A 7,339-nucleotide genomic window follows, 5' to 3' on the forward strand; every position below is an offset into this window, starting at 1 on the left:
ATGGATATGGAGAAAAACAAAGAAGGCTATGTTAGTTTTAAATTTGAAACGATTTATGAATATTCAATTTATCTTTTAGAAAAATTTTTTTTCAAAAAACCAATTAATAATTTAAGCAAGAGTGAAATAAAAGATCTTATAAACACAAATAAATACGATTATTATGAAGAGCAAATTATTAAGATGGTTAGTGAGAGAATTCTATTAAGAGATTTTATTTTTGATAAATGTAAAGTTGAAATTATGAGCCATAGAGATATAATAAATAGACATTCAAACGATTTTAATGATTTAATCATTTTAAAAGAAAGTGCAGAATATTACAACAATATCTACATTGATGTTTCTTTTAATAAGTTTGTGAGGGCTGAAAAAATAAGAGCAAAATTAGTAGATAAAGGAATTTAAAAAAAAAGGGGTCTCCCCCCTTTTTTTATTAAATTTTAAACCCTTCTTTTTTATTAATCTTGTTTTCATTAACTTCATTAATTTCATTGAGTTTTATTTCAAGCCTTTCCTTTAGAAACTCAGGAATATCTAAATCAGGATTGTTTTTTAATTTTAATAATAAATTACTTTCAATATCATTAATTATTTTATTTGAAGTGATTTCAGCATTTTTAAATGCTCTTAAAATTAACTCTTCATCTTTAGCAATCTTAGAGAACCAACCAAAATCATAAGTGTCGTGATTTTTATTAAAATTTTTAATTAATTCTTCTTCACCTATATTTATATTAAAGTATGACATAACAGCTTGAGCACTAACATTAGCAACTATTTCTTCTTCACCTCTGGCTATTTTACTCTTAGAATATCTCTTGTATGACTCTCTGTTATATCTACTCTCTACTCCCCAACTATGTGACACTTCGTGAGCAATGGTGCTAAACTCTTCTAACTGACTTGTGAACATAGAAGAAGGAACAACATTAACTTTATCAAAAGAACCATCGTAAAAAGCACCTGATGAAGATTGACCTTTAAAGAAGGAAGTTCTAACGACATCACAAGGTGATGATTCGATCAATGAGTCAATTAAGAGTGATAACTGGTTTTTTTCAGGGGGATTGAAACAGATATCGATATAATGCTGTATTTTAGGGGGTAGAACACCAGGCTCTTTAGAATTTTCAATATCGCTAATGTGAAAAACATTATCAAGTGATGATTTTCTTGCGAAAACATCCACTGTTTCTACAGTTCCAGTTTTTTCGTCTTCTATTTCCTTTTCATCAACTTTCATAGAGAAAAGTTTAATAATATTATAAGCGGAACTTCCTTTTTTAACATTTAAATCATTGTCTTTTGCTTGTTTAAAAGTCATATAAAAAGGCAATCCAGCTAGCGGGTGCTCTTTATCTGTCTCGTTACAAACAGTTCTTAAATACTGTTGAGATCCAAGAGCAATATTATTGTGAATTTTATAAAATGTTTTAGAAACAGGGTTTATATTCTTATTTAATACAACTCCTGTACTCCAGATAGGAAGTTTTTTTTCAATATTATTATTTACCATATCCAGTAAAAACTTCTTTCTGTCCTCAATAAAAGAATTAAGCTTTTCTTTTTTCTCCTGTGCTACTTCTTTATATGATTTCTTTTTGTATTTTGTTGAGTTATTAAATTTTGTCATATTTTTTACCTTTTGTTTTTTATTGTTAATCTATTATAGATCGTTTAAAAGTCATTAGCAATTAAACGATCCATATTTATTATAAAATGTGTTTTAAAAGTTCGTGATAAGTGGGAACACTTATTAAACTTATTGAAGTGTAAATAGCAGGGATATATAAAAATACACATATTGCCAGAAACTCCCTCGCATAACCCTTATTAAAGTTCAATAAATATTTCTTTAAAAAATAGAGAGTATTATTATACACTTTAAACGGATTAAAGCTTAAAAACTCATTTTGTTTATATTCAGTAGACTCAACTAAATCATTTAAAGTCACTAAAAACTTCAACCTACCGAATATTAGTGCTTGAACGAAAGTTGACAGTAAGAAAAGAAAGCCTATTTGCTTTAATACCTCGTTATCAAATGAATTTAACAAATGATATGCTAGCAAAGATAAAAACAAAGCAATAAAATGGCCGATATCTAAAAACCAGCTCATAAACTTCATTCTACTCAATCTTACTAAAAAAACTTCTTTTACTTCTTTATCCATAGTTTTCTCCTTTAGTTAAAATGGAAAAAACATATTAATGAAATGTAAAATGAAAAACAATACTTATTTACTCTTTTTTTAAAAATATTTCTTCTTCATTTATTAATTCATTAAAAATGGATGGGTTGTCGTTAGAGAGTAATATTCTTCTCTGGTTTCTTATAAAGAAATGTAAGTATGTTTCATTTTCGTTATCCTCATCAAATCTCAATACAATATTACTTAAAGTGTTAAGTTCTAAATCCAAAATTAAATCTTCATAGAGTGTTGGCTCATAATATTCTTCAGCATTATAAAGAGGATTGAGTATCATAGAGAGAATTAAAGTTATTTTATCCTCATCGTAAATAATCTTTCTAAGGAAATCAGGATTGAATAAATTAACAGGAGTAAGAAAAGGTTTAAGGTGTTTAAAGTCAGGATGATATAATATGCTCACAGTGAGATTAGTATCAATTAAAGCATCATCAAAAATCTCTACATTGTTATCTTGTAAGAGAGAAAATTTTTCAGGAAAGAAGGAGTTTTGAAAAAAGTAGGCATTCATACCCTCATTGTTAACATAATGAGGGTTGCAACCCAGAGAAATTAACTCCTTTGATCTCTCATAATCACAATATAAAAACTCTTCATTTAATAATTCCATTTCTGATTTATCCATAACAAACCTCCCTTTTTATTTTGATTATAATATAAAATAAAAAAAAGTAAATATAAAAAGCCCTTTAATTAAAAAGGGCTTTAATAACGAATATAAATTAAAATTAAACTAACAAAAGGAAGTGTCTTCAACAAACAAATAAATAAATTACATCATTAAAAGTAACTTATACCATAACTTTAAAGCATTCTATAAACTTGTCAAGTTTATAGTCGTTTTATTGCTCTTTTTTTTGTAGATAAATTATTAGTCATTAATACACTTGAGATATTTAAATTTAAATATTTATTTTGAAGAAGGAGAAACTCTTTCTCAAGTTCAACTACTGTTTTACGATTTAATTTTATATCATTATTAATGCTTAACAAATCTTTCATTTCTTCAAGTTCAATGAATTTAAAATTTGTTTTTTTATTGAAATCGTAAAGAAAATCAATTGTTTTACTTACCTGATTTTTATATCTTTCGATAAATGTTTCTACTTTGTCGAAAAAATAACTTCCTGAATAGACTAAATCTAAAGACTCTAAAGTATTAAAATCAAGACACTTTAATTTTAAAATTATACTCTCGCTATTTTTAACATATTCAGTCAAAAATGTATTTACCTTTTTAAATGTAATATGGCCTTTTGTTTTAGATATAATATTATAATGATAGTTACATAATTCTTCATTTTTTGGATAACAAAAGAATTGTTTCAGTGTTTTTTCAATGAAAATATCACCAAGTCCAAGATCACAAAAACTGTTAAAAATATTAGTTAATTGCCTTCCATTTTGAACAGAAAAATCAAGATACTCCATAAATTTAACTAAATACTTTTCCTGTATTTTTGTTATTTTCGGAAAATACTTTTTATCTTTTTTTACTCTTTTACAGTAATTATTTTTTACGGATTTACTGATAATTTTTATATCTTTTTCACAATTTTGTTTAAAAATACTTGGGCTAAAATCAAGAGTATACGATAACACTTTACAGAATTTCTTTTGAGTTTTTGCAAATTCAATTTTCAAATCAAAAGTCGGCAAGGCATTAAAAATATCAAGCAACATTGAGTTAGACATAAACTCAGTATCAAGGTTATTAAGTAAATAAAAAAATCCTTTTTCAACTTCTTCCTTTAATTTTAAATCAGGGATGTCTATTTTATAAAACTCAAGATAACTATTATCATTGCTGGTTTTATTGTTTTTTAGTTCCTGATAGTAATCATTCATTTTTCCTAACTTACTTTCCGTGTAACTACTATTCTTTTGAGAAAAAAGATCGTTATAAACAAAACAATCAAAAGATGTTCTCAACTTTCCAGTCATAAAATCTTTATAAACCAGATCTTTTATTTTTTCAATTGACTCCATACCAACCCCTTATAATAATATTAATTTATTGTTTAATATTATATAACACTAATATTAAATAAAATCAATTAATATCTACAAGTTATTTTTATTTAAAAATTCAAACCCTTCTTCTGATAATTTTATATGTATCAGTAACATTGAAATTATTTAAAAACTCTTGTTTTTCTCTTGATGATTTTACTTTAAGTTTCATTATTTCATAATCTTTACCGCATAACAAAATTCTTCTATCTTTGTTAGTATAATCAAAAATATTAACAGAAAAAGATCCTTGAATGTTCATATCTACTAAATTATTTATATTTCTTTCTATAAACAAAGAATAACCTTTAATCTTGAATGTTAAATGGTCTAAACGTAACTCAAAAACAAACCCCCCGCCTATTTTTTCAGGGTGTATATCAAAACTATTTATTATATTTTCAGAGCAATTAAAATCTCCATTTATTATTTCAGGGCAAAAATCCAAGCTTGTTAATTTATTATTAGAGCAATAAAAATCACCGTTTATCTCTTTAGGGCAGAACTCCAAGCTTACTAATTCATTATGAGAACAACTAAAATCTCTATTTATTATTTCAGGGCAAAATTCCAAGCTTATTAATTTATTATGAGAGCAATAGAAATCGCCGTTTATCTCTTTAGGGCAATATTCTAAACTGGTAATTTCATTATATGAAAAATAAAAGCCACCATTTATAACCTTAGGGCAATACATTAAGCTGAGCAGTTTATTATAAGAGCAATAAAAGTCTCCATTTACAACCTCAGGGGAGTGTTCCAAACTAACCAGTAAATTAAAAGAGCAGAGAAAATTACCAGTTATAATTTTAGGGGAATGTTCCAAGCTCTTTAATCTACTACCCGTACAATCAAAATTAACTACTTCTTTAGGGCAGTGCTCTAAGCTTTTGAGTTTATTAATGGAACAATCAAAATCAACTAATTTAGTTGGGCAATGTTTTAAGCTCGTTATTCTATTCTTTGAGCAGTCTAAAGAACCTTTTATAATTTTAGGACAATTTTCTAAACTCGTTAGATTATTTAAAGAGCAATTAAAATCTTTATAAACTTCAGTAGGACAACCTTTTAAGTTTTCAAGAAAATTCCCTGAACAATCAAAACACCCCTTAACGATCCCAAAATTAACAGGTAAAAAATCAAGTTCCTCATTACATAAATTAACATCACCTTCTACATCAACAGTTAAATCATTTCTTATAGAATAATTATAAATATTATATTCTTCTAACCATTCCCTAACCTCTTCCTTAGTTTCAAACATAAATAACCTCTTGTTGTATATTAATTTATTTATCAGTATATATAGCAAAAATATAAAATAATATCAATCATTAATTTAAAAATGCCATATTCAAACACTAAAATTATTTTAACAATTACTCATTATAATCTTTTTCTTTTTTTTCTACTAACCGGCTCACTGTCACTTATAGAAGATAACAATACATTTTTTTCTTTTATTGCTCTATGTATTGATTTTTGTTTTTTTACTTCATCATAAAATTCCTCATCAAAACCAACATCACTAACTATATAACCTTCTATGTGACTATTAAATCCAATCAATGATTTCTCATTTATTTTGTTTGAGTAACAAGAAAAGCCACCCTTTATTATTTTAGGACAGTACTTTAAACTCCCTATTCTATTACCATTACATTCAAAGTCGCCATATATTTCTTCAGGGCAGTGCTTTAAACTTCTTAATTTATTACCACAACAATTAAAATTCCCAGTTATTTTATTTGGACAATACTTTAAACTCGTTAATTGATTTGAAGAACAATCAAAGCTCCCTTTTATATATTTAGGTGACCCTTCTAAACTGGTTAACCTATTATAATAGCAATGAAAATCTCCATTTATAATTTTAGGTGAATATTTTAGATCTTTTAATAAGTTAGAAGAGCAATAAAAACTACCGTATATCTCTTCAGGGCAGTTTCTTAATGTTCTTATTTTATTAAAATCAATATTAAAAAATCCGTATATCTTTCCAAATTTAAAAGGTAGTTCAGTTAATTGTCTTCGACATAAAACTACATCTCCATAAACATCTATAATAAGGTTTTTATTTATAACATAGTTTTTAACTTCAAATTTATTTAACCAGTTTATTATTTCTTGTAGTTTTGTGTTTTTTTCTTCAATATTTAATTTATATAAACCCATAATATTTCCCTCTTTAATTTTGTTATAATCTTTTTCTTTTTGGTATATCTATTGTCTGGATATTGTTTATTGACGATAGTAAACTTTCTTTTTCTTTTAATAATTTTTGTTTAGCAACCTCATTTAAGAATTTTTCTTTAGATCCAAAAAGACCGTATATTTTACCTTCTATAACACTATTAAAATAACACAACGATCTTATTTCTATACATGTACCATCACACATAAAAAACCCCTTTATTAATTCAGGGCAGTACTCTAAACTTGTTAATTCATTAAAAGAACAATTAAAATCACCTTTTATTATTTTAGGGCAGTGCTCTAAACTCATTAACTGATTATTAACACAATAAAAATCACATTTTATTATTTTAGGGCAGTGTTCTAAACTTATTAACTTATTATCATTACAAAAAAAAATCACCATCTATATATTTAGGGCAATGTTTTAAACTTTTCAGGTTATTATAAGAACAATTAAAAAATCCGATAATTTCTTCAGGACAATATTCTAAACTTGTTAAGTCATTATAAGAACAATCGAAATAACCTTTTATTTCTTTAGGGCAATATTCTAAACTTATTAAATCATTATGAGAACAATCGAAATAACCTTTTATTTCTTTAGGGCAATATTCTAAACTTATTAAATCATTATGAGAACAATCAAAATCACCGTTAATTATTCCAAATTGAAAAGGAAAAAACTTAATCTTACTGTAACTTAAATCAACATCTTCATTAATATCAACAGTTAAATCTTCATTGATAACATAATTTTCAATTTCATATTCTTCTAACCAATTTTCTATTTCTTCTTTAGTTTTTAACATTAATTGTTCCTTTTTTTTGATTATTTTGATTATTTTGATTATTTTTTTCTTCACTATTTAATTTAGATAAAACAATAATAATCACCTTCATATTTTATATTAATA

General features: G+C 25.5%; 9 protein-coding genes. 1 reads left to right on the plus strand and 8 read right to left on the minus strand.

All coding sequences use genetic code 11. The features are described 5' to 3' along the window. A complete protein-coding gene (locus JK211_RS14520) occupies nt 1-408 on the plus strand; it encodes a hypothetical protein (protein WP_212709392.1) in 408 nt (135 codons plus the stop codon). Between the two features lie 28 nt (nt 409-436). Here JK211_RS14520 and JK211_RS14525 read toward each other — a convergent pair whose 3' ends face one another. The 8 genes from JK211_RS14525 to JK211_RS14560 form a co-directional block, all read right to left on the minus strand. After that, complete coding sequence (locus JK211_RS14525; RefSeq protein WP_212709393.1) at nt 437-1,636, minus strand: zincin-like metallopeptidase domain-containing protein; 1,200 nt, start codon at nt 1,634-1,636, stop codon at nt 437-439. A gap of 79 nt (nt 1,637-1,715) precedes the next feature. After that, the gene (locus JK211_RS14530; RefSeq protein WP_212709394.1) at nt 1,716-2,177 is read right to left on the minus strand and encodes a hypothetical protein; all 462 of its coding nucleotides are present in this window, start codon (nt 2,175-2,177) and stop codon (nt 1,716-1,718) included. A 67-nt stretch (nt 2,178-2,244) separates the two neighbouring features. After that, a complete protein-coding gene (locus JK211_RS14535; protein ID WP_212709395.1) occupies nt 2,245-2,838 on the minus strand; it encodes a hypothetical protein in 594 nt (197 codons plus the stop codon). Nucleotides 2,839-3,044: 206 nt separating this feature from the next. Beyond that, the gene (locus tag JK211_RS14540) at nt 3,045-4,202 is read right to left on the minus strand and encodes a hypothetical protein (RefSeq protein ID WP_212709396.1); all 1,158 of its coding nucleotides are present in this window, start codon (nt 4,200-4,202) and stop codon (nt 3,045-3,047) included. Between the two features lie 100 nt (nt 4,203-4,302). Further along, nucleotides 4,303-5,490: a hypothetical protein gene (locus JK211_RS14545; protein ID WP_212709397.1), complete on the minus strand. Its 1,188-nt coding sequence runs from the start codon at nt 5,488-5,490 to the stop codon at nt 4,303-4,305. 122 nt (nt 5,491-5,612) lie between these two features. After that, nucleotides 5,613-6,401 carry a hypothetical protein gene (locus JK211_RS14550; RefSeq protein WP_212709398.1) on the minus strand — a complete coding sequence of 263 codons (789 nt, stop codon included), beginning with the start codon at nt 6,399-6,401 and terminating at the stop codon, nt 5,613-5,615. 22 nt (nt 6,402-6,423) lie between these two features. After that, nucleotides 6,424-6,732, minus strand: a complete 309-nt coding sequence (locus JK211_RS14555; protein WP_212709399.1) for a hypothetical protein — start codon at nt 6,730-6,732, stop codon at nt 6,424-6,426. A 76-nt stretch (nt 6,733-6,808) separates the two neighbouring features. Then, nucleotides 6,809-7,234, minus strand: a complete 426-nt coding sequence (locus JK211_RS14560; RefSeq protein WP_212709400.1) for a hypothetical protein — start codon at nt 7,232-7,234, stop codon at nt 6,809-6,811. Nucleotides 7,235-7,339 lie beyond the last annotated feature (105 nt).

The sequence above is a fragment of the Tatumella sp. JGM130 genome (genome assembly GCF_018257525.1).
In the GTDB taxonomy this organism is placed as follows: domain Bacteria; phylum Pseudomonadota; class Gammaproteobacteria; order Enterobacterales; family Enterobacteriaceae; genus Tatumella; species Tatumella punctata.